The sequence below is a fragment of the Calothrix sp. UHCC 0171 genome, from assembly GCF_034931845.1.
Taxonomy (GTDB): domain Bacteria; phylum Cyanobacteriota; class Cyanobacteriia; order Cyanobacteriales; family Nostocaceae; genus Brunnivagina.
Genome location: NZ_JAYGHN010000022.1, coordinates 17,650 through 40,309, shown reverse-complemented (window position 1 = coordinate 40,309; position 22,660 = coordinate 17,650). Strand labels below are relative to the sequence as shown.

Here is a 22,660-nt window from a genome sequence, read left to right as displayed (position 1 = left end):
CAAGCATAAAATTACCCTGGATTTTCAGATATTGATGCTGTCTCAGTTTAACTAGCTTTCGCCACAAAAAACATTATTTTCTGTGACATACTCCCACGCTTCAGCAAGCTTTAAGTGTGGGATTCTCAGCGACTCCCGGTATTCCGTCGGACATTAACTGAGTTTTGTTTAGACTGCACAAGATGCCCCTCTGCACAGTTGAACAATACAACATGTTTCAATTTTCAGGCGATCGCACTTTGTAATTCATTTATAATTATTTGCAACTGTAACATAATTGGGGCATTGCCCAGTCATAACTGAAATCAAGCAGGCAATGCTCACCTCAAATAAGTTTTTATTCCGCTAACATTTCCAATAATTGGGCTTCACTCAAGATTGCAATTCCCAAATTTTCAGCTTTTGTTAATTTAGAACCAGCTTCTGCTCCGACTACCAAAAAATCTGTTTTCTTACTAACTGAATCTGTAACTTTACCTCCTGCTGTTTGAATTAAACCTTTGGCTTCGTCGCGTTTTAGTGTTGGCAATGTCCCTGTAATCACAAAGGTTTTGCCAGCTAACTTTTGATTGCTGTCTCTATTATTTGCAACTTCTGTGAATGTAGTTGTGAATTGCAATTCTGCTATTATTAAACGTTCGATTAATGTTTGATTAGAAGGGATGCGAAACCATTGATAAATACTATCTGCAATTTCTCCCCCAATCCCATAAATCCCTTCTATCTTCGCCCTGGAAGCATTAGCTAATTCTTCAACACAGGGGAATTTTTCCGCCAACAATTGAGCCGTCACGCTACCTACATGACGAATACCTAAACCATAAAGCACTCGACTCCAAGGTTGATTTTTCGACTTAGAAATTGCATCGACTATTTTCTCAGCCGATTTTTTCCCCATCCGCTCTAATTCGCATAATTTTTCAGGTGTTAATTCATATAAATCGGCAACTGAATGTACAACTTCCTTATCTACTAATTGATGCACCAACTTCTCACCCATCCCGCGAATATCTAATGCATCCCGACTTACCCAATGTTCGATTGAACCCTTTAAAATTGCCGGGCAAGATGCATTCACACACCTAGTAACTGCTTCATCTTTTTCCCGCACCACAGGTTGCCCACATACGGGACAATGGGTAGGCATGACAAAGGGTTCTGTACCGGAAGGGCGTAATTCCGTTAGCACACGCAACACTTCCGGGATAATTTCCCCAGCTTTGCGGACAATTACAGTATCGCCGATGCGGATATCGAGTTGATTAATGCGATCGCCATTGTGTAAAGTAGCTCTAGATACGGTTGTACCTGCTAGTTGTACCGGGCGCATTTCTGCCAGTGGTGTTAAAGCTCCTGTACGTCCGACATTCACGGAAATATTTTCGACAACCGTGGGCGCTTCTTCTGCTGCATATTTCAAGGCTACAGCCCATCGAGGAAACTTCTGCGTAAAACCTAATTGTTCTTGCAGTTTAAAAGCATTGATTTTTACTACTACCCCATCAGTCATGTAGGGTAAGTTTAATCTTTCTGTATCCCAATCTTCATAATATTTCGCAACCTCTGGTAAAGAATGGCACAATTTCATCTTCGGGTTGACTTTAAAACCCATGTTTTGCAATAGTTCTAAGGCTTCCCACTGAGTATTTGTAATACTGGCATCATCTTCTCCGGGAATATGCAAAGTGTAAGCAAAAAAGTCTAATTTGCGCTTATCTACAATCCGAGAATCTAATTGCCGCAGGGTTCCCGCAGTTGCATTCCGGGGGTTGGCAAATGGAGTTTCATGATTCTGAAGCCGTTCTTCGTTAATTTGTGTAAATACATCAAGTGGTAAAAATGTCTCTCCCCGCACCTCTACCCGTGCCGGAATTTTGCCACCAAAAGCTTCTGGATGCAAGCGCAAGGGTATGGAACGAATAGTGCGGATGTTTTGGGTAATTTCTTCACCCATCAAGCCATCACCCCTAGTTGCGCCTCTTGTCAAAATTCCCTCTTCGTAGGTTAATGCTAGAGCATTGCCGTCAATTTTTAATTCGCAGACATATTCAACATCAGCAGTTCTTTCTTCGGTGTTAGAGGGCGGTAAATTTCTTCTCCAGCGATTATCCCAAGCTTTCAACTCATCAACATTGAAAGCATTTTCCAAGCTATACAAGGGGATGTGATGACGTACTGAGTTGAATTGCGTGGCAGGTTTTTCCCCGACTCGTTGCGTCGGACTATCGGTTGTAATTAATTCAGGATGATTATTTTCGAGTTCCTGTAATTCACGATAAAGGCGATCATAAACAGTATCCTCTAAAGTGGGGCGATCGAGTACATAATATTCATAACTAGCTTTTTGGATAAGCTTTCGTAGTTCTTCAATTCGCGTTTTGATATCCAGCATTGATTAGTTCCAGCAGATTCTAGTTTCAGCAGGATAATTATAGTAATGAGAAACAGTGATAAATAGGAAGAGTGAGGAGATAGAGGAATGAGGGAAACAAGATAGAAATTTGCCTTCTGTCTCCCTTTATTGCCATTTTGTCCTATTTTGCCCAATCTTCTACTTCATAAAGGAACTTGGTATCAGCAATTAACTTCCGATTCGCTGAGGTACTTTGCACAAAAACGATATATTTTTCGATATTATTAGGTTTAATCCGCACTGTCGAACCTTCAGGTAAACCTAACATTTCCCTTGCGGCTTCCCCTTCAAATAAATCACCGGTTTTTCTGTCCATTAAAATGATTTCTTTATGTCCTTGGATGGTTTCAGTTTTGGTAAATTCGTAAAATCCTCGTCCAACTTTAAACGTTAAACCATTTTCTAACACAAAAGCTTTAATCGAGATATCATTATCAACTTCCAGAATTTGAAATCTTCCTGGAGAAACAGCCCGTAAATCAGCAGCTTCGTAAAGTGATGTTCCTTCGCGTTTCATCATCGAGTTAAAGATGCGACTTAACCCACGACTCATCCGCCCTTCGCTAATAATTTCTTTTTCGTATTCTTGAAGTTGCTCGTTTGATGATTGTTGATAACAAACTGCTAAAAATAAGTCTGTAATATAAGAGAATTGTTCAAGATTGACGTGAAAACCACCTGATTGTTCAGCTAATTCTTGATAAAATGGCGTTGCATGAGGACGATTTAAAGCTTGTACACCATAAACCATAATTTCCTGCTCTGCTAATTTCTTAATTTCTTGTCGCCAATTTAATTTTTTCGGGTTATGTGCAGGTGCATGGGGAATATCATCCCCAATTAATACGAGTGATTTTGATGCAGATTTTGACCAAGAAAATGATTGCGCTTCATGCAATACTAGTTCATAACATTCAGGTGCATCACCACCGCCTGTAGCTTCAACATTCATGACAAAATTGCAAATTTCCTCAATATCGGCGGATAAATCAAAATGTTTGGTAACGTAAGTTGAGCCTTCATCACAGTAATCACCGTGGGCAATAATCCCAATTTTAATTAAGGGAATTTCGTTAATTAAGCGTTGTACTGTTTCCTTGATTTTCCGGCGCACCTGAGTTAAACAAGGATACATACTGCCTGTGGTGTCAAAGCTAAAAACAACTTCAATGCTACTCATTATTTCACCTTTTATTTTATCTGTTTATTTTTGTGTCTATGGTGGTTTTTGAATTGATTCTAACTTTCGCTAATGATTGAGTTGCAAGAGAGAAATACTAGCTTTATCTAACTTTCATGGAAGCAGTTTTATCTAAATGTTTTTACTGAGAATTATCTGTCTAAGTAAAGAGTAATCTTTTTAAGAAAATTCACAATGTTTTCAGTATTTTTACGGTTGAGTTTCCAGATACGATTTATGCTCACAAATAACTGAAAATACAAGTAATCACACAAAAGTCATTTTAGATATCTCTAACGGCATAAACACGGAAATTTTGGGTGAGCAAAGATGATACGATCGCTTTGATGCCGATAAATAATAAAATAATAAATAGAAGCCAAAATTTAATTTTTGATGATGTGTTAGTCAAATAGCAAGTTCTGGAAATTAAACAGTATTTGGGCTGATATCATGTTCGGCTAATCACTTACAGTTAAAAATTCTCCGTGTCCCCGCGTCTCTAAGTCTCCGTGTCAGTCTTAATAATAAGTATTCAACCGGACATGATATGACCGCTACGCAGCAATACACCCGTTGGTGGATTCCAGAGTTTGATGGTTGTATCGTCACCGCCACTTGCTAAAATTTTTTCATTGGCAAAAAGTGCGATCGCGCGTACAGGTGCAGTATGTCCTGATAGAGTTTTTACTGTGAAGATGTTGTTTGTCGGCGTATCAACAATTACATTTAACGGTGAAGGAATACTCGCAAATGAAAAGTTGCTAACTGTACATAATATTAAGCTGCTAGCTGCAATAGATAATAATTTCATTCTAGTTAATTGATGTAAATTTTAACTCTTTCTACCTGATTCAATGTTAAAAACTTTCCCATAGTTCCTCAATTCCCCGCATCTCTCAACTCTCACAAGCGTAGAAAGGCAAGGTAAACTGATGAAATTGACTGATTCAAAGAAAATCCTATGCCTAGTTTTTTATTAGAAGTTGGTACAGAAGAACTACCTGCAAGTTTTTTGAGTGGTGCCATTGCTCAATGGAAGCAGCGCATTCCCAAATCTCTAGATGAAAATAGTCTTGTGAGCGATGGGGTGAAAATTTATGGGACTCCACGACGTTTAGCGGTGTTTATTCAAGGTTTACCAGTACAGCAACCCGATAGAGAAGAGGAAATCAAGGGACCACCAGCGAAGGCTGCATTTAAGCCGGATGGTACACCCACAGCCGCAGGAGAAGGATTTGCGAAAAAGCAAGGTGTGGAAATATCTGCATTTGAGGTACGTCCAACTGAGAAAGGTGATTTTATTTTTGTCAAAAAAATAATTCCTGGTCGCCCGGTAGCAGATATACTTACGGAACTCATACCGCAATGGATTTTTAGTTTGGAAGGTAAGCGGTTGATGCGTTGGGGTGATGGGGATACGCGGTTTTCCCGTCCGATTCGCTGGTTAGTAACACTATTAGATGATGCGGTGTTGCCATTGACATTGGATAATGGCTCGGAAGTAGTTAAGAGCGATCGCATTTCTCGCGGACATCGGGTTTTACATCCTGATAATATTAGGATTGCCCATGCAAATGATTATGTAGAAACGTTGCGTCAAGCTTATATTGTTGTCGATACTGATGAGCGTCAGAAGACGATTAAAGAGCAAGTGAATGCAGCTGCCACAAGTAAAAATGGGACAACAGAAATTTATCCCGATTTGTTGGAAGAAGTTGTTAATTTAGTCGAATATCCTTCGGTAGTTGTGGGTAATTTTGAAGAGGCATTTTTAGAGTTACCAACGGAAGTGACAACTACGGTGATGGTTACGCATCAAAGATATTTTCCGATTTTTAAAAATTTAAATAGCCAAGAGTTATTACCTAATTTCATCACGATTTCTAATGGTGATCCAAAAAAATCACAAATTATTGCTGATGGGAATGCCAAAGTAATTAGAGCCAGATTAGCTGACGGCAGATATTTCTATGAGAAAGATTTAGAAAAGCCCTTAGAAAGCTTGTTAACTAAGCTGGAAACAGTTACTTTCCAAGAGGATTTAGGTTCGTTGCGACGTAAGGTAGAGAGAATTTGCCAAATTGCTGACTTAATTTCCGCACAGTTAAATCTCGATGAAAATGACCGGAAAAATATTCAACGGGCGGCATTACTCTGCAAAGCCGATTTAGTTAGCAATATGGTATATGAATTTCCTGAATTGCAAGGAATTATGGGGGAGAAATATGCAGCGAAAAGTGGAGAAAATGAAGCCGTATCCAAAGCAATTTTTGAACATTATTTACCCAGAAATGCTGATGATATTCTTCCCCAAACTTTAACTGGACAAGTTGTCGGTTTAGCAGATCGCCTCGATACCTTGGTGAGTATATTTGGCTTGGGAATGATACCTTCAGGCTCCTCCGATCCCTTTGCTTTACGACGAGCAGCAAATGCCATTGTGAATATTACTTGGGTAGGAAATTTACAAATTAATCTACAGACTTTATTAGAGCAAGTCGCTAGTAATTTTGCTGCCGAATATAACAAAGATGCCCATCAATTAATTACCCTACTCAAAGACTTCTTCTTACAACGAGTTCGCACATTATTACAGGAAGAAAAAGGCATTGATTACGACTTAGTCAATGCAGTCTTAGGAGAAAGCGATAAACAGGGCTTAATGCCGGAGGCATATCGCGAATATACTGAAAAAGCATTACAAGACTTAATTGACGCGAGAAACCGTGCCACATTCCTCCAAGAAATCCGTAAAGATGGCAGACTTGGCGAAATTTACGAAACCGTCAACCGCTCTACCCGTCTGGCGGCACAAGGTGATTTAGATACCCAACAATTAGAACCAACACCATTAATACAAGAAAAATTATTCCAAAAACCCTCTGAGGCAGCATTTTATCGCGCCCTCGTGAATTTACTGCCGCAAACTCAAGCAGCACAAAAGTCACGCGACTACCAACAGCTTGTATCAGCATTACAGCAAATTGCACCGACAGTGAGCAACTTTTTTGATGGCTCCGAAAGCGTTTTAGTGATGGATGAAAACCCAGAAATCAAGCGCAACCGCCTATATTTACTAGGTTTACTGCGAAATCATGCCCGTGTTTTAGCTGACTTTGGCTGTATCGTCAAAAATTAGTAACGATTGTAAAAAAAAGCTGTGCGCGTGTAACAAATAAACGCTACTATAGGGAGGCTTAACCAGGGAAACTGCTACAGTCTATGTCCAAAGCTCATGTAATTGGATTAGGAAAGTCCGGTGTTGCTGCGGCAAGATTGTTGAGACGAGAAGGTTGGGAGGTAGAAATTGGTGACAAAAACACCTCCCCAAGCCTCCTCATACAACAACAGGAGCTTGCAGCCGAAAATATCACAGTCAAACTTGGCTATACCCTAGAATTAGAGGGTGCAGATTTAGCTCAATTACCTCAATTAATAGTAGTTAGTCCTGGTGTCCCTTGGGATATTCCACTATTAGTCAAAGCGCGAAAATTCGGTATAGAAACCATCGGTGAGATGGAATTAGCATGGCGTAATTTAAATACGGTACCCTGGATTGGAATTACTGGAACTAATGGTAAAACAACCACTACTGCATTAACTGCTGCCATTTTCCAAGCCGCAGGTTTACATGCCCCTGCTTGCGGGAATATTGGCTATGCTGCCACTGAAGTTGCTTGGGAATTTGGGAAATCATCTCCCCCCACTGCTAAATCCCTAGATTGGATAATTGGTGAAGTTAGTAGCTACCAAATCGAGTCTTCTTCAACGTTTTCGCCACGTATCGGTATTTGGACTACTTTTACCCCGGATCATTTAGCGCGTCATCAAACACTCGAAAACTATTACAATATCAAAGCGCAATTACTGCATCGTGCCGAACTTCAAGTATTCAATGGTGATGATGCATACTTACGTAAGATTGGAACTAGCGAATGGGCTGGTGCTTACTGGACAAGCGTCAACGGTAAAGAAGGACTGTTAGGGGAAAAAGGTTTTTATATTGAAGATGGTTGGGTAGTCGAAAAAATAACTGCAAATTCAGTACCATCACGCATTTTACCAGCCTCTGCTTTGCGAATGGTGGGAGCGCATAATTTACAGAATTTACTTTTATCTGTCGCTGCTGCCAGATTAGCAGGAATTGAACCTGAAGCTATTCTCCGTGGAGTTCGCGAGTTTCCAGGGGTTGAACATCGTTTGGAATATATTTGCACATGGGAAGGTATTGATTTTATTAACGACAGCAAAGCCACAAATTATGATGCTGCGGAAGTTGGTTTAGAATCAGTTAAAAGTCCCGTGATTTTGATTGCTGGCGGTGAAGCCAAAGAGGGTGATGATACTGCTTGGTTGGCAAAAATCAAGAGTCAAGCTGCTGCTGTTGTCTTAATTGGTAATGCTGCCCCCTTATTTTCTCAACGCCTAGAGCAAGTTGGCTATACTCACTTTGAAAATGTGGGGACAATAGAAAAAGCAGTTCCCAGAGCCGCAGCATTAGCCCAGAAACATGATGCAGCAGTGGTATTACTTTCGCCTGCATGTGCAAGTTTTGATCAATATCCCAACTTTGAAGTACGTGGTGATGATTTTCGGAAAGTATGTTGGCAATTTGTCGGCAAATATATCTAAATCATGATTTCGGGCTGCTATATATTACCAATGAAATTAAGTAATTGGTTACGACATTTGCAGCTTTAGCCAATTACTAATTTCTGCTGCTAGCCATTCACGCTCCAAAGTCGTTAAATTACTGTATGTATCAAAATCAAACACAAGTTTATTCTGATTAAAGATGAATAAATTCTCTTTTAATCTAGTTTCGTACGTATCATAAACCACTGTAATTTGAGCTATATCATAAATGGTAATAGTTTCATAACTCTGCCATGTAAAGCCAAAGATTTCGTTAACTATATTCATTTGGTTAGATTGTAATTGTAGCCGAGTGCGCTTATCAATAGCAGATAAAATTAAGAATCCCACAAAAGCGATCGCACTTATTTGTAATAGCCACACAATAAAAGCAATGAAAGCGTGAGTTTGGGCAAGCATTTGACTAAAAAAAGGACTCCCAATTGCAATGGGAGTGAGACAGGAAATCAATGTAATTAAACCAATCCCAAAACCCGTTGGAGGTAAAATAATTTCTAATTTTTCTGGAGTTTTAATTAAACGAATCTTAGTTTCTAATGGCTTATTTAAGGGTTGGTTTGAGTCTTTGACAAGGTTTGTTCTTGCTGGTGGATTTTCAATCGCGGCTAAGGCAATTTTGGCAGATGTAAAACGCTTTTCTAAACTTGGTTCTACCATCCATTCCAACCAACTAGCGAACTCTTGACTTGCATCAATAGCTTGACAAAATTGTATATGTAAATCTTGTTGCGGTAACTCTGTAGGATGTAACCCAGTCATAATATAAATCAAAGTAGCACCCAAACTATATAAATCTGATGCTGGTTTGGTTCTACCGCCAAATTGTTCGGGTGGCATATATCCATAGGTTCCGACGACTGTAATTGTTCCGCCTTCTTGAGCCGCAATATTTTGTACCGAACCAAAGTCCACCAAATATACTTCACCAACGCTATTACCCGAACGATTGGTAAGTAAAATATTACTTGGTTTAATATCACGATGAATTATAGGTGGTTCTTGCTCGTGTAAATAATCTAAAATTACTAATAAAGATTTTGCTAACTCTTTTACCTCGTCTTCACTAAATCTTCGTCCCGCTTGTAATTGTGCTTCTAATGATTGTGCTTCGATATAGGTTTGTACTAATCCAAATCCTTTATCATTGGTGGCATCAAATTCAAAATAATCTAAATAATTAGGAATTTGGGGATGATGGAGATTCTTCAATATTATAGATTCGCGTTCAAATAACTTTAAATCTTGCCAATCGAAATCTTGACCTAAATATAAAATTTTCACAACTACTTGCCTTTGAGTTTCTAAATCTAAAGCTAGTAGTGTGCGTCTACCTGTCTGTCTACTCAGTTCGCGAATAATTTGATATCGGTGGTTTAATACTTGATTTGATGTATTTGTATTCATAATTGTTTTAGTGAGTAATTACAAATAATGATTAACTTAGTAATTTATCTCTTTAAATATTTTCTTCTTCGATTTTCTTTTTCGTACCACTGAGCAAAAGATTTACTAACAGTGCCCATACTCAATCCAGTAATTAGAGATGGTGCGATCGCAAAAAATAATGACTGCTGGAATTCAGAAGAAATACCAATCTGATGACCAGCACCACCCAAACCTAATGATCCAAAATAAATTAGACCTGTTACAGTCCCAATAATAGTACTAGTCATACTCAAAACCAGTCGATGACGATGGGCATTGTTTAAAGGATAAAAAAATAACCTAGTAATTAACCCAATCAAAACTCCATTCGCCAAACCCAGAGGAAAAGCAACCATAGCAGCGCTAACTCCACCCAAAATAGTTCCCAAAATAGGAAGAACAATACTGCTGTAGAGTGCTGCACATAGGGTTATCATTCCGCCGCCAACAAAGGTGCTACGTAATAGGGCATTGACAAACAAAGAGACAGTGTTTACTGGTTTAATCAGTGCTTGCTGATGAACTCGACAAAATTGAGTGTCCAACTTTTCTAAAGTTGCTAATGCTTCCGTTGCCGAATTTAATCGTCGTTCTACACTCGGTTCTGTTAACCATTGCAACCAATCCACTAAACCAGGACTGAAATCAACCAAATCTGCAAAAGCAATTCGCATCTCCTTTTGTGGTAAGTCAGCAGGATGAATCCCCGTTGCCAGGGCAATCAGCGTAGCACCCAAACTATATAAATCGGATGCTCCTGTTGCGTAACCTCCAAACTGTTCGGGTGGCATATATCCGTAAGTGCCAACAACAGTGACAGTTTTTCCGGCTTTGCTGACTAAAGTTTGTACAGAACCAAAATCGACTAAATAAATTTGACCAAGGATTTGCTCGCCATTTTCCAGCAAAATAATATTACTGGGTTTAAGATCACGATGAATGACTGGGGGATGTTGGGAATGCAGATAAATTAGTATTTTCAATAATTGCAAGGCAATAATTTTGACTTCTTTCTCAGTAAAAAGCCTTCCAGTTTGAATATATTCTTCCAGGGATTTACCTTCTACATAGCTCTGGACAAGAGCATAACCTTGAGCAGCACCATCTAATTCAAAATAGTCAATATACTTAGGGATTGCTGGGTGATTGAGGGTTTTGAGAGTTTCGGCTTCCCGCTCAAATAACTTTAAATTTTCCCAAGCAAAATCACTGCTGAAAGTTAGTAACTTAATAATTACAAGTTTTTGCGAAATTTGATCGCTAGCCAATAAAGTTCTTCTTCCGGCTTTTTTCCCCAACTGTCGTTTAATTCCGTAGCGATTGTGCAGAATTTGCTCACTCATTCCTAACCCCACAGCATGATTATCTCTTTTTAGCTGAGTTTTTCGGAAGCAACAGGAGTAAAACTACTAAACACTTAATTGTCTACTAGTACATGAAGGCAGAAGTAAGAAGGCAGGAGGCAGAAGGAATAAAGCCGATAAAACAGGCTTTTCGCTTATTTTAAATGGTTGGCTCTCTTACAAAGTTTGGCGAAGAGAAGTTGCGTGCGGGGGTTCCCCCCGTTGAGCAAACTTCGGGGACGGAAACCGACACTGCCAACTTTGCGCTATTTACGCCGTGCTGTACTAGGTTACGTAAAGTTAGCTTAAATTTTACAAGCTCGCTTCAACATGGAAGGAAAAACACAATCAGAAATTGCATGAAGATTTTGTAATGTGAGATACGATCGCTTGTATTTTTCTGAATTTGGGACTAACTTTTAGTCTTGACCGAGATTGAACCGAAAAAAAATCACTGCGATCGCAATATTGCCATCGGTTTTGGGTACAACAAGAATAAGAACATAGCTTGATACTTTTGGAGAAAAGAAGCTAACAGTTAAAACACTTAAGGGATAAGGGATAGAAGTGCATTTTATTTAGATTATTCACCGCCACAACCACAGTAAAAAGCTACTTCTAACAGCCTCAAAATCCTATCTAAAACAGAAAACACCGAAAAAACTATCCGTAAAAATACTGGATTGTTGGGTATGACCCCTCCTAAGTTCAGTAGAACAACGAATGGTGTCTAAAAGGCTTCCTAAGGAAAATAATTACAGTTTGAAAAAAATTGACGCAACTCCATTAAGTCAGTATTGGGGTTACTAAATAAGGATATTTGTATGGCAGCGAATCAGTCGTGTATGCGTTATGGCAGTTGCTACAACGGGGGAAGTTCTCGCAATGCATTGCCTTCTGATAGTATGGAACTCTTGCTTCTATATCACCAGAATCCCACTATTAAACTTCGGAATCAATTGGTACAGTTACATACTGGCTTAGTTCGGAAAATGGCACATAAATTTAGCCATCAATGTAACGAACCTTATGAAGATTTGGAACAAATTGGTTACTTTGGCTTAATTCGTGCAATTGAACGTTTTGATCCTAGCCAGGGATATGCTTTTAGTTCGTTCGCTGTACCTTATATTCGCGGTGAAATGCTGCATTTCTTACGCGATCGCAGTACACTACTAAAGATTCCCCGTCGTTGGCAGGAATTATACAATGAAGGACAAAAAGTTCGTAAAGAATTATCAGAATCTTTAGGTCGTCCGGCGAAAGATTGCGAGATTGCGGAAATTCTTTGCGTATCTGTTCAAGAATGGCAAGAAACCAAACTAGCTGCTCAAAATAGAATGCCTTTAAGTTTAGATGCAACTGTAGTTCACTACGTTGATTGCCAAATTACTTTAGGTGAAGCACTTCCCTGTCCTCGTTCCTCTTCAATGCAACAAGAAGAAGAAGAACGTCAGCAACTCCAAGGTGCGATTAATCAACTTGAAGATAAGCCCCGTATGGCAGTGGAAATGGTTTTCTTGAAGGAACTTTCACGTAAAGATGCAGCGAAAAAAATCGGTACTAGCCCAATGACAGTGACGCGATATCTGCAAAAAGGGATTCAAGATTTAATGTGTATGATGCATCCCCAAGCCGTTGCTGCTAGTTCTTAGTCTCGCCTGTATCCTTGACAAGGTGAATTTGGGATTGTAGATTGCGAATATTTACTTAAAAGTAAATTAATAGCTGCCAAATATTCGTATTTCTGAATATTTCTCTCGTTAAAAATATATTTCTCTGTTATTTTTTTCAATCTGCCCTAGTATTTGCTGCTCTTAACCTGGAACATCAATCATCTTATCCAGATAACCATTGACTTTGTGTCTGCTAATTTTATTTCCTTATTTCTTATCAAAATCTATCTCCCGAATTAGTATAGGAACGCTGAGATAGTCAACGCACCTCCACACATTATTTCTTCACATTCAGTGTAATTACAGTAATCTCTGGGCGACAATTAAATCGCAAATGTAGTCCAGTCATGCCAATACCGCGATTTGTGTACAGCAACATCGACTCCAACTGATACATACCTGCATAATATTTTTTACCCAATTGGGGGAGATATAACGGCGGCAGAAAAGGTATACGAATTTGCCCGGAGTGAGAATGTCCCGATAGTTGCAAGTCAAAGCGGTTTTTTGTGGCAGTAATGTCGGCAAAGTCGGGTTCGTGGGCAAGTAAAATCGTTGCATTGTCATCTTCAGGTAAACTTTGCAATACTAAATCCAAGCGGTCTTTGCCCACATAAATATCATCAACACCAGCAATGTATAATTTCCCGTCACCTCGCTGTATTGTTTGGAAAGAATTAGCGAGATTGACAACGTTTGTTTGTGCCATTGCCTGAGAGACTAAACTTGCATCTGCCCAATAGTCATGATTTCCTAAAACTCCAAATTTCCCATCCTTGGCTTTGAGTTCCCCCATTGTCGCTTCCAGATTGGGGATAAATCTCTCTTGATGACGGGTAATAAAATCACCTGTAATGGCGATTAAATCTGGTTTTTGTTGGTTGACTAAGCGGAAAATTCGATGCAGTCGAGCTTGAGCCATCCATTTGTTGACATGAATATCACTTATTTGTACAATTTTATATTCATCAAATTCTCTTGCCAGATGCGGTAAAGTTAGTTGTAATGAGTTAACTTCAATCCAGTTAGGTTCAATAAAGTAAGCATAAAACAATACGCACAAGCTTATTATCAATAAACCCAGTTTCACTGGTAGATATTTAGATTTACGTGTTTTTTTGAGTTTTTTCATTCCGAAATTCGTTTAGTTAGTGATGTAATTAATACCTTTTAGCTTTGTCAAAATAACCAATAATCATTAACCAATCCTAACTAACCTTACCTAAACTCGCTAGAATAACTATTTGGAGCATTTAGCGCCTTTTTATGAGTTTACCTATTGTTGCTATTATCGGTCGCCCAAACGTGGGCAAATCGACCTTTGTCAATCGTCTTGCTGGTGTCCAAACTGCTATAGTCCATGATGAACCAGGAGTGACACGCGATCGCACTTATTTACCGGCTTTTTGGTGTGATCGGGAATTTACTGTGGTTGACACTGGTGGTCTCATCTTCAATGATGATACCGAATTCTTACCCCTGATTCGCCAACAAGCTATGGCAGCCCTTGCAGATGCAACTGCGGCTATTTTTGTTGTCGATGGGAAGCATGGAATCACATCTGCTGATGAAGAAATCGCCGAATGGTTACGGGTGCAAAAAGTCCCTGCGTTACTGGCTGTGAATAAATGCGAATCTCCCGAACAAGGAGCAATTCAAGCCGCCGACTTTTGGTCGTTGGGTTTGGGTGAACCCTTCCCAATTTCCGCAATTCACGGCAGTGGTACTGGTGAATTACTCGATGAGTTAATTAATCACCTCCCAATGACCATAGATGTACCGGAAAATGACGAAATTAAAGTTGCGATCGTTGGTCGTCCTAATGTCGGTAAATCAAGCCTTTTAAATGCATTTGTCGGCGAAGAACGGGCAATTGTCAGTCCGATTTCTGGTACAACTCGCGATGCAATTGATACTCAAATCGAACGCGATGGGCAAAAATACCGCATCATCGATACAGCAGGTATCCGCAAAAAGAAACATATTGAATACGGAACTGAGTTTTTTAGCATTAACCGGGCGTTTAAAGCGATTCGCCGTGCTGATGTGGTATTGATGGTGATTGATGCGCTGGACGGCGTTACCGAACAAGATCAAAAACTAGCTGGACGTATTCTGGAAGAAGGACGTGCTTGTATTATTGTCGTCAATAAGTGGGATGCTATTGAAAAAGATTCCCATACTATTTATCAATACGAGAAAGATTTAGAGGAAAGGCTGCATTTTACCGAATGGGCTGATACAGTCTTTGTCAGTGCGGTGACAGGGCAGCGCGTCGAGAAAATTTTAGCTTCGGTTGTGAATGCGGCTCAAGAACATAAGCGTCGCGTCAGTACATCGGTGATTAACGAAGTCTTAGAAGAAGCAGTACGTTGGCATTCTCCCCCAGTTAGTCGTAGCGGCAAACAGGGTAAAATTTACTACGGCACACAGGTGACAACAGCACCACCAACGATCGCATTATTTGTCAACGAAGCCAAGCGTTTTAACGATAATTATCGTCGTTATATTGAGCGCCAGTTCCGTCAGCAGCTAGGATTCCAAGGTACGCCCATACGCTTATTGTGGCGTAGTAAGAAAGTTCGTGATATGGAAAGTATCAATAGTAATCGGGCAACTCGCGTGTAAAAGAGTTAGGAGTTAGGAGTTAGGTTATAAATAATAACGTCTGGAATGACATCAACATTAAGGTATCAAGTAAAAATAAGTAGTGCGAGCAAGATGCTCGCACTACCAAATATTAAATTGTTCAACTTATTTTTACACGGCTCCTAATTACAGGCATCTTCATCAAGAAACGATAACTATGACTCCTAGCTATTAACTTTTAACTATTCAAATGGATTTACTTCGTTCCTTACCACTTGGACTTTACCTCGAACAACCACAAACTTGGTTACATAAAATTGATCCCCGCGTCAAGTTTATTTGGTTGATGAGTTTTTTAACTACCTATACTTTCGCTAATAACCAATGGCGAATATTGTTGGTAGTGCTTCTAGTTTTGACAACATTGATTTCGGGAATTCCCCGCAGAATTTGGCAGCAACCCCAACAAATGACAGGATTACTATTGCTGGCTTTTTTTGTATTTGCGATTGGTTGTATTACCCCGGATGGGTTGGGTTTACACTATCACCCCCGCTTACCTGCTCATCAAGTCGTTGCCGCCCCTGCCATAGCCAATCCAACTGTATCTGTATCCCCTGCCACTCCGCAAATTGCCCAAACCAAACAACCCCAAGGAAAAACCTACAGCTATACTTTGTTGGAAATAGCTTGGCTGAAAGTCACTCGCCGTTCCTTTGATTTAGCTTTGCGACTCAGTACAATTCTCTTTACAGTTTTGTATAGTACAAATTTATACTTGATTACGACTGCGCCAGAGGAAATTACAGCCGCAATTGAGAGTTTGATGCAGCCTTTAAATAAATTGAAATTACCAATTACAGAAATTACTTTAACCTTAACTTTATCGTTACGCTTTATACCTTTAGTTTTAGAAGAAATCCAAAACCTCATGCGTGCCATCATGACAAGGGCAATCAATTGGAAAAAACTGGGATTTAAAAGTGCCGTGAAAATTTGGTTAGTTGTGATTAATAGGCTATTAGAAAACCTGCTATTGCGTGCCGAACAAATGGCAAGTGCAATGACAGTCAGGGGTTTTACTAGCCCCAACAAACATAGAGTCCAGTGGCATGATTTGAAATTGCAGCGTCGAGATTGGGTGGCGATCGCAATTTTAGGTTTATTCTGGGGAGTACGCTTAGTATTTGGAAATGAAGTTTAACCAAATTTCAAATCGTGGGATGATTTTGTGACTGTTATTTGTAACTGTTAACTAAAAATTATCACCGCGTCACCAAAACCTGGAGATAGGGAGACAAGGGGACGCGGAGATGGAGAGACACGGAGATATAGTTGATGTGTTGCCAGATTTTGGAGAAACGATATAAATAATAGCTAAATTCTTTCCACTTCCCTAACTTCCTTGGGAACTCCAGCAGTTAAGATATCATGCCCTGTCGATGTGACTAAAACGTCATCTTCTATACGGATACCAATTCCCACCCAGCGTTCGTCAATCTCCGGTTGTCCCTCGGCTGGCTGCGTATCCGGCACTATATAAAGTCCTGGTTCCACCGTCAGCACTTGACCTGCTTGTAAAATTTGTGGTTTATCATCTCCGTATTGATATACACCCACATCATGCACATCTAAACCTAACCAATGTCCAGTGCGATGCATGTAAAAAGCTTTATATTTTTCCTCTTCGATGAGTTGATCAATTTCACCTTTGAGTAAACCAATCTCGACTAAACCTTCCGTGAGCGTACGCACTGCGACATCGTGGGCGAGGTTGTAGGGATTTCCGGGTTGAACTTGGGCTATGGCTTTTTTCTGGGCTTCCAGGACAATTTCGTACAGTATTTTCTGTTCTGGTGTAAATTTGCCACTAACAGGGAAAGTACGGGTAATGTCGGAATTGTAGTAACCGTAAGCACAACCCGCATCAATTAGTAGTAATTCGCCATCTTGCATTTGGCGATTATTTTCAATGTAATGTAACACACAAGCATTTTTCCCCGATGCCACAATTGATGGATATGCGACACCCATGGCACCCCGCAGGCGAAAAATATGTTCAATTTCCGCTTGAACTTCGTATTCATAATGCCCAGGTTGGGTAAATTCCATCGCGTGGTTGTGTGCTTCCACAGCAATATCTGCGGCTTTTCGCATTAATCCCAGTTCCATTTCGCTTTTAATTAACCGCAAACCATGCAAAACTGGTGCAGTATCTTCGATCGCAATTGGTCCAGTACCGCGTTTAGGATAAGTCCGCATCAACATTTGCCAATGTCTGAGAACCTTATCATTGAAATTGCGATCGCGTCCCAGGTGATAATAAATGCGATCGGCTTTTTCTAAGTATTGTGGCAATTTCTCGTCAAGTTCGCTGATTGGGTAAGCTGCATCTGCACCATAAATTTCTTTTGCCGCTTCAACACCACAGCGATAACCGCTCCATACTTCCTGTTCTCTGTCCTTTGGCTGAACAAACAGGATAAATTGATGTTCGGGGTGGTGGGGCGCTAAAACAGCCACAGCTTGGGCTTCGTTAAAACCTGTTAAATAGAAAAAATCACTGTCCTGTCGATAATTATACTCAACATCATTATGCATGACTGCCATTGGCGCACTACGAAAAATCGCTGTCCCGTTACCAATTTTTGCCATTAATTGCGATCGACGCTGCTGATATTCTTTATGCATGTGTGGATAAGGTAAGATATGTACTTATTTTTCTCTATCGATGTATTTTAACTTCTGTCACTCCGATTCTGACATAAACAAATCTTTTAGTATTCTTGATAACTAGAAAAGTATATTTTTTCATCTTGCGATCGACTAAATCAAAATTCATCAGGATTATACATCTAAGAGGACGTAAAAATAATTGTGACGACTTCACACTATTGGAAATTCTCTATCCTTACTTTATATTCCTTAGCTTTATTATTTACTTTTACCTAAAATAATCTATGAATAATATAGATTTGAAATTATCATCTCAGCAAAGTATAGGCAACAGCACAAATCATCTAGATGAGCTATTAGTTTTACGTGGAATTGCCTGTTTGATGGTGGTAACTATCCATTGCTCCCCTCCCCGAAATTCAATGCATTATTTAGGTTATGACTTTAGTTGGATCATATTCAGTAATGGATTAGTTGCTGTCTGGATTTTATTTTGCTTATCTGGATATTTAATGGGTAAAGCATTTTATTCTGGTCGTTATACTGTTGATACTAAAGGAATTTTTAATTTTTGGTACAATCGCGCTATACGAATTGTTCCCCTGTACTATTTTAATTTACTTATCTTATCGATTTTCGTTTACACAGATATCTTAAAAATGACCAACTGGGGTTATCTATTACGGTTATTAACATTTACATATCAACCATATTTTCATTCACATACTTTACCTTTTAATGATGCTCTTTGGTCGCTATCAACTGAAGTTCAATTCTATTTACTAGTTCCTTTTATTTATAGTATATTAGCTCCTTTAATTATAAGTATTAGGCGTTTTATTATCGTCTTTTTTCTAGCTATATTAGCAATTTTTTTAATCAAATTTATAACTTTATCTGGTTTTCAACAACAAATTATAGAAAATTTTTCTTATGCTTTTAGACGTTGGTATGCTCCATTAATAAATAATCTTGATTTGTTTATATGCGGATTTTTGATTAATCCACTTATTCATCACTATAAACAGATAAAAGGAGATGTCAATCATACAAAAAACACAATTCTAAAACATTTATTTCAATTTAATTTATTTTCTTTTATTAGTATAAAGCTTGTTGCGTTTTTATTAATTATTCTACTTTATCTATTCACATCACATCACTTTTATCATCAAGAACTATGGGGATTATCAACTCGCACTGGTGGGTTTAGAACATCGACAACAATATTTGTTCTTCAACCAATAACATCAATAATTACATGTTTTTTCATCTTTGCTTTTGAATTAAGAAAATATGAATCATATGCTGAGAATGAAAAACTATCATTCACAAATATATTAAAAAATCCGATGAGAATATTAGAAATTATGGGACATTTATCTTATGGTATATATGTATGGCATATGCCAATTATTCAAAAAATTACACCCATCTTTACTTCAGATATTCCATTAGAAGCTTTTACATTCAGAATTAGCATAGCATTGATTCTATCGTCATTCTTAGCTGCTATTACCTATTATTTAGTAGAGATTCCTGCCGCAAAATTTAAAATATATCGAGGAGTTAGAAATCAAGAATCAAAAGTCAGGATTCAGAATTAAATATAGATTTTGCACGATACTTTCTTTAAAATCGCACTTTGCCAATTAGTCTATCAGTTTACTCTCAGTATTTACACTTAAAAAATCTAAATCGTTAATTTTGAAGCTCGTAAAAATAACAATATAAATTCTATATCAAAAAGGCTTTTGAATTATTCTCAGTGATAGCACGTATAAAGCTTGACGTAATCAGAAAAAATAGTTAGAAGATTGGAAGTAATTATATATACTTTATTTTTATGTTTGCGTCAGATAATAGTTCTACCGTTTCTTCAAATTTTGATAATTCTCGGTTTACTAATCCTTCCACCCCTTTAGATGTCAGCTTACCCTTACAAATTAAATCTTCCCTAGGATTGCGTGAAGAATTCCTAGCACAACCTCTGGGTGCTTCTCCTTCATCTAATCCAAATCCTTTATTTAGTAAGACTTGGTGGGTACATCCAGATTCTAATGGTGACGGGAAAACAGACTTTTTTTGGCATAATACTCAAACTGGTGAAAACCGCTTGTGGTTGATGGATGGTGCAACAATCAGCAAAGAAAGTGATTTGTTTCGTACAGATTCAGATTGGAGTTATCAAGTAGGTGATGTTGATGGTGATGGTAAAAAGGATTTAGTTTGGCGCAATTTCACAACAGGTGAAAATGCTGTTTGGTTATTAAATAATTATGAAATTAAAGCAAGTGCATTTTTAACAAAAGTTGATGATTTAAGTTGGTCTTTTAAACTAGGTGATACTAATGGTGATGGAAAACAAGATTTAATTTGGCGTAATTATAAAACAGGTGAAAATGCTATTTGGCAAATGAATGGTTTGAATTATCAGCAAGCTGAATTTATTACCAAGGTTGATGATATTAAATGGGATTTTAAAGTTGGTGATACCAATGGTGATGGCAAAGCTGATTTAATTTGGCGGAATTCTCAAAGTGGAGAAAATGCAGTTTGGATAATGGATGGTTTTACATTGCAAAAAGCAGACTTTCTGTTTAAGGTTGAAGATTTAAATTGGAAGTTCAAAATTGCCGACACAAATGGGGATGGAAAAACTGATTTGGTATGGCGAAATTATAAAACTGGTGAGAATGCAGTCTGGTTTTTTAAAGATGATGGCTTAGAGTATGACTACGGGGCTTTTCTAGACAAAGTAGATGACTTGAATTGGGATTTTAGTATTGCTGATACTAATGGGGATGGGAAGACTGATTTAGTTTGGCGTAATTATCAAACTGGAGAAAATGCTGTTTGGCGAATTAGTGCTGCACGAGTTAGTGGAAGCAACTTAGGAGAGGGGAAAATAGACGATGCAAAATTTATTCAGTCAATTACAGACTTAAATTGGGATTTTAATATTGGCGACTACAATGGTGATGGCAAATCTGATTTATTTTGGCGCAATTTTCAAACTGGCGAAAATAAATTATGGTTCTTAAATGATTTGCAATTAAGTAGTGAAGCTACTATCTCTTCTCTGGAAAAGGGTTGGGTATTCTTTTAATTTTGTGGGAATGTTTTGGAAAATGAAATATCCCCAAATTCTGAAAATTTGGGGAATATTTCCTAACTTACATATTGTTAGACAAAGCAAATTGTCTGGTTAACAATACATCTGGTTTTTCCTCATTGACTTGATTCAACTTAGCAACAATTCCATCCACATTTTTCTTGGCATCACCAAATAGCATCCGTGTATTTTCTTTGTAAAACAGAGGATTTTCAACTCCTGCATAACCACTTGCCATACTTCGCTTCATTACCACGACGGTTTTTGCCTTCCAAACTTCCATAACTGGCATTCCCGCGATCGCACTATTTGGGTCTTCTAATGCGCTAGGATTAACAGTATCATTGGCACCAATTACTAACACCACATCTGTTTTGGTAAAATCTTCGTTGATTTCATCCATTTCCAAAACTATGTCGTAGGGGACATGTGCTTCTGCCAAAAGTACGTTCATGTGTCCCGGCATTCTTCCAGCTACGGGATGGATACCAAAACGCACTTGAATGCCACTACTCCGCAATAATTTGACAATTTCCGAGACGGCATGTTGTGCTTGAGCTACCGCCATTCCGTAACCAGGTACGATGACAACGCTTTTGGCATTGCGTAGAAATTCGGCTGTTTCCTCGACGTTGGCTGTCAGTGCATCCCCTGTAGGTAATGCAGATGCTGTTGAAGATGTTGTATTGGTATCTGCCCCAAAACCTCCCAAAATCACGCTGATAAAGGAGCGATTCATAGCTTTACACATAATGTAGCTGAGGATGGCACCGCTACTTCCGACTAATGCACCTGTAATAATGAGCAAATCATTCGACAGCATGAATCCCGCCGCCGCCGCCGCCCAACCAGAATAGCTATTGAGCATGGAAATCACAACTGGCATATCAGCACCGCCAATTGCCAATACCAAATGAATACCTAAAATATAACCGATCGCAGACATTAATAGTAATGGTTGCAGTCCTTCTGGGTGGGCTGTGCCCATAAATTGAATACCGAACCACACACAAGCTCCAAGCATTGCCAGATTGAGTAAATGTCTACCTGGCAAAAGTAAAGGTTTGCTGCTGATGATTCCCCGAAGTTTACCAAAGGCAATTACTGAACCGGAAAGGGTGATAGCACCGATAAATACACCAATGAAGATTTCGATTTCGTGAATTGTCGCTTCAACTGGTGTAAGTAGTGCTGGCTCTTGGAGGTAATTAGCAATACCAACTAAAACAGCTGCGGCACCAACAAAACTATGTAAAATTGCTACCAATTCCGGCATGGAAGTCATGGCGACACGGGAAGCTACGATCGCCCCAATTACTCCCCCTGGTATAACTACAGACACTAAAATTACGTAGGAATGACTAGAGAGGGAAAATGCGGTAGCAACAAATGCGATCGCCATCCCACAGATACCGAAAATATTCCCTTTGCGGGCTGTCTCCTGGTTGGAGAGTCCTCCCAAACTCAGGATAAATAAAGCACTCGCGACAATATACGCGACTGTTAGGAGATTATTTGTCATGTTGATTCTGGAATTAGTGAATTATTTTTTTAATTAAGTTGGGGTAAGTAGAAACGCGGAGA

General features: G+C 38.9%; 15 protein-coding genes. 7 read left to right on the top strand and 8 right to left on the bottom strand.

From position 1 onward, the window contains the following. Positions 1 to 337: 337 nt before the first annotated feature. The 3 genes from ligA to VB733_RS16845 form a co-directional block, all read right to left on the bottom strand. Positions 338 to 2,392, bottom strand: coding sequence for an NAD-dependent DNA ligase LigA (gene ligA, locus VB733_RS16855; RefSeq protein ID WP_323341220.1), 2,055 nt, complete (start codon positions 2,390 to 2,392; stop codon positions 338 to 340). 142 nt (positions 2,393 to 2,534) lie between these two features. Then, positions 2,535 to 3,593, bottom strand: coding sequence for a vWA domain-containing protein (locus VB733_RS16850; protein WP_323341219.1), 1,059 nt, complete (start codon positions 3,591 to 3,593; stop codon positions 2,535 to 2,537). A 535-nt stretch (positions 3,594 to 4,128) separates the two neighbouring features. Beyond that, positions 4,129 to 4,407 carry a hypothetical protein gene (locus VB733_RS16845; RefSeq protein WP_323341218.1) on the bottom strand — a complete coding sequence of 93 codons (279 nt, stop codon included), beginning with the start codon at positions 4,405 to 4,407 and terminating at the stop codon, positions 4,129 to 4,131. Between the two features lie 150 nt (positions 4,408 to 4,557). Between VB733_RS16845 and glyS the strand changes: the two genes are divergently transcribed. Continuing rightward, positions 4,558 to 6,735, top strand: a complete 2,178-nt coding sequence (glyS, locus tag VB733_RS16840) for a glycine--tRNA ligase subunit beta (RefSeq protein WP_323341217.1) — start codon at positions 4,558 to 4,560, stop codon at positions 6,733 to 6,735. Between the two features lie 83 nt (positions 6,736 to 6,818). Continuing rightward, positions 6,819 to 8,228 (top strand): UDP-N-acetylmuramoyl-L-alanine--D-glutamate ligase, encoded by a 1,410-nt coding sequence (gene murD / locus VB733_RS16835; protein ID WP_323341216.1) that lies wholly within the window; start codon positions 6,819 to 6,821, stop codon positions 8,226 to 8,228. A 48-nt stretch (positions 8,229 to 8,276) separates the two neighbouring features. On the opposite strand, the gene VB733_RS16830 is transcribed toward murD, so the two are convergent. Both VB733_RS16830 and VB733_RS16825 read right to left on the bottom strand, forming a co-directional pair. Continuing rightward, a complete protein-coding gene (locus VB733_RS16830) occupies positions 8,277 to 9,656 on the bottom strand; it encodes a serine/threonine-protein kinase (protein WP_323341215.1) in 1,380 nt (459 codons plus the stop codon). A 44-nt stretch (positions 9,657 to 9,700) separates the two neighbouring features. Then, positions 9,701 to 11,020 (bottom strand): serine/threonine-protein kinase, encoded by a 1,320-nt coding sequence (locus VB733_RS16825; RefSeq protein WP_323341214.1) that lies wholly within the window; start codon positions 11,018 to 11,020, stop codon positions 9,701 to 9,703. Positions 11,021 to 11,865: 845 nt separating this feature from the next. Here VB733_RS16825 and VB733_RS16820 point away from each other — a divergent pair. Beyond that, entirely contained in the window at positions 11,866 to 12,675 is an 810-nt protein-coding gene (locus VB733_RS16820) for an RNA polymerase sigma factor SigF (protein ID WP_323341278.1), read from the top strand. Between the two features lie 298 nt (positions 12,676 to 12,973). Here the strand turns inward: VB733_RS16820 and VB733_RS16815 are convergent, their stop codons facing one another. Next, positions 12,974 to 13,828 carry a metallophosphoesterase gene (locus VB733_RS16815; RefSeq protein ID WP_323341213.1) on the bottom strand — a complete coding sequence of 285 codons (855 nt, stop codon included), beginning with the start codon at positions 13,826 to 13,828 and terminating at the stop codon, positions 12,974 to 12,976. Positions 13,829 to 13,962: 134 nt separating this feature from the next. On the opposite strand from VB733_RS16815, the gene der reads away from it, so the two are divergent. Next, the gene (der, locus tag VB733_RS16810) at positions 13,963 to 15,324 is read left to right on the top strand and encodes a ribosome biogenesis GTPase Der (protein ID WP_323341212.1); all 1,362 of its coding nucleotides are present in this window, start codon (positions 13,963 to 13,965) and stop codon (positions 15,322 to 15,324) included. Between the two features lie 211 nt (positions 15,325 to 15,535). Next, entirely contained in the window at positions 15,536 to 16,489 is a 954-nt protein-coding gene (locus VB733_RS16805) for an energy-coupling factor transporter transmembrane protein EcfT (protein ID WP_323341211.1), read from the top strand. Positions 16,490 to 16,662: 173 nt separating this feature from the next. Here the strand turns inward: VB733_RS16805 and VB733_RS16800 are convergent, their stop codons facing one another. Beyond that, on the bottom strand, positions 16,663 to 17,976 hold the full coding sequence (locus VB733_RS16800) for an aminopeptidase P N-terminal domain-containing protein (protein WP_323341210.1): 1,314 nt from the start codon (positions 17,974 to 17,976) through the stop codon (positions 16,663 to 16,665). 269 nt (positions 17,977 to 18,245) lie between these two features. On the opposite strand from VB733_RS16800, the gene VB733_RS16795 reads away from it, so the two are divergent. Then, positions 18,246 to 19,568 carry an acyltransferase gene (locus tag VB733_RS16795; RefSeq protein ID WP_323341209.1) on the top strand — a complete coding sequence of 441 codons (1,323 nt, stop codon included), beginning with the start codon at positions 18,246 to 18,248 and terminating at the stop codon, positions 19,566 to 19,568. Positions 19,569 to 19,807: 239 nt separating this feature from the next. Then, positions 19,808 to 21,070 (top strand): VCBS repeat-containing protein, encoded by a 1,263-nt coding sequence (locus VB733_RS16790; RefSeq protein WP_323341208.1) that lies wholly within the window; start codon positions 19,808 to 19,810, stop codon positions 21,068 to 21,070. Positions 21,071 to 21,137: 67 nt separating this feature from the next. Here the strand turns inward: VB733_RS16790 and pntB are convergent, their stop codons facing one another. Continuing rightward, positions 21,138 to 22,598, bottom strand: coding sequence for a Re/Si-specific NAD(P)(+) transhydrogenase subunit beta (gene pntB, locus VB733_RS16785; RefSeq protein ID WP_323341207.1), 1,461 nt, complete (start codon positions 22,596 to 22,598; stop codon positions 21,138 to 21,140). Positions 22,599 to 22,660 lie beyond the last annotated feature (62 nt).

Coding starts and splice junctions, on each gene's coding strand:
- ligA (WP_323341220.1), bottom strand. CDS start 2,392: ATGCTGGATATCAAAACGCGAATTGAAGAACTACGAAAGCTTATCCAA.
- VB733_RS16850 (WP_323341219.1), bottom strand. CDS start 3,593: ATGAGTAGCATTGAAGTTGTTTTTAGCTTTGACACCACAGGCAGTATG.
- VB733_RS16845 (WP_323341218.1), bottom strand. CDS start 4,407: ATGAAATTATTATCTATTGCAGCTAGCAGCTTAATATTATGTACAGTT.
- glyS (WP_323341217.1), top strand. CDS start 4,558: ATGCCTAGTTTTTTATTAGAAGTTGGTACAGAAGAACTACCTGCAAGT.
- murD (WP_323341216.1), top strand. CDS start 6,819: ATGTCCAAAGCTCATGTAATTGGATTAGGAAAGTCCGGTGTTGCTGCG.
- VB733_RS16830 (WP_323341215.1), bottom strand. CDS start 9,656: ATGAATACAAATACATCAAATCAAGTATTAAACCACCGATATCAAATT.
- VB733_RS16825 (WP_323341214.1), bottom strand. CDS start 11,020: ATGAGTGAGCAAATTCTGCACAATCGCTACGGAATTAAACGACAGTTG.
- VB733_RS16820 (WP_323341278.1), top strand. CDS start 11,866: ATGCGTTATGGCAGTTGCTACAACGGGGGAAGTTCTCGCAATGCATTG.
- VB733_RS16815 (WP_323341213.1), bottom strand. CDS start 13,828: ATGAAAAAACTCAAAAAAACACGTAAATCTAAATATCTACCAGTGAAA.
- der (WP_323341212.1), top strand. CDS start 13,963: ATGAGTTTACCTATTGTTGCTATTATCGGTCGCCCAAACGTGGGCAAA.
- VB733_RS16805 (WP_323341211.1), top strand. CDS start 15,536: ATGGATTTACTTCGTTCCTTACCACTTGGACTTTACCTCGAACAACCA.
- VB733_RS16800 (WP_323341210.1), bottom strand. CDS start 17,976: ATGCATAAAGAATATCAGCAGCGTCGATCGCAATTAATGGCAAAAATT.
- VB733_RS16795 (WP_323341209.1), top strand. CDS start 18,246: ATGAATAATATAGATTTGAAATTATCATCTCAGCAAAGTATAGGCAAC.
- VB733_RS16790 (WP_323341208.1), top strand. CDS start 19,808: ATGTTTGCGTCAGATAATAGTTCTACCGTTTCTTCAAATTTTGATAAT.
- pntB (WP_323341207.1), bottom strand. CDS start 22,598: ATGACAAATAATCTCCTAACAGTCGCGTATATTGTCGCGAGTGCTTTA.